1 protein-coding gene is annotated in these 956 nt (G+C 25.5%); it reads left to right on the forward strand.

Going from position 1 to position 956, the window contains the following annotated elements:
- Nucleotides 1-42 precede the first annotated feature (42 nt).
- Nucleotides 43-956, forward strand: a 914-nt coding sequence (locus AJ889_RS02605; protein WP_052775832.1) for a glycosyltransferase family 2 protein, incomplete at its 3' end; no start/stop codon positions are given.

Genomic DNA, 956 nt, shown 5'->3' on the forward strand with positions numbered 1-956 from the left:
TATTATTTTGTAAAAATGAGTTAAAAAATAAGCAAGGATGAAATGATGAATTATAATACTCCAAAAGTTTCTATTGTTGTACCTTCATTAAATTCTATATCATATATAAGAGAATGTATTGATAGTATATTAAATCAAACTTTAAAAGATATTGAGATACTTTGTATTGATGCAAATTCAACTGATGGAACTTTAGAAGTTTTAAAAAACTATGAAAAAAAAGATAAGAGGCTTAGGGTAATAATATCAGATAAGAAAAGTTATGGTTATCAAATGAATCTTGGTATAAAAGAGGCAAAGGGAGAATATCTTGGTATAGTTGAAAGTGATGATTATATTAAAACAAATATGTATGAAAGACTTTATGAAATTGCTAAAAAGAATGATTGTGAAGTTGTTAAAGGGGATTTTTATATATTTGCATATGGTAAAACTGAATATGTTAATGTTTTGAGAAATTCTTGTGAAGATATTTATAATTATAAAGTAAATTGGAATAAAGATATAAGAATATTTTTAGGTTCGGATGGAATAAATCCAATCGGTATTTACCGATTGGATTTATTAAGAACAAATCAAATTAAGTTAAACGAAACTCCAGGAGCTTCCTATCAAGACAATGGTTTATGGTTTCAAATTTTTGCTCTTGCTAAAAGTATTTATTTTATTAATGAAGCATTTTATATGCTTAGAAGAGATAATCCTAATTCATCCGTAAAAAGCAAAGAAAAAGTATATTGTGCATGTGAAGAATATGATTTTATTCGAGATTTTTTAAAAAAACATCCTGATCTTGAAAAAACACTTGCTCCAATATGTGCTTTGCATCGTTTTGGAAATTATATGTTTACTTTAGAAAGAATCGATGAAAGATATAAGTTGGATTTTTTAAAAAGATTTTCGCAAGATTTTCGCAAGATTTTAAAAGATAAAGAGCTTGATGAGAATTTATTCGG

Origin of the sequence: Campylobacter sp. BCW_6468 (assembly GCF_001762865.1) — a bacterium.
In the GTDB taxonomy this organism is placed as follows: domain Bacteria; phylum Campylobacterota; class Campylobacteria; order Campylobacterales; family Campylobacteraceae; genus Campylobacter_D; species Campylobacter_D jejuni.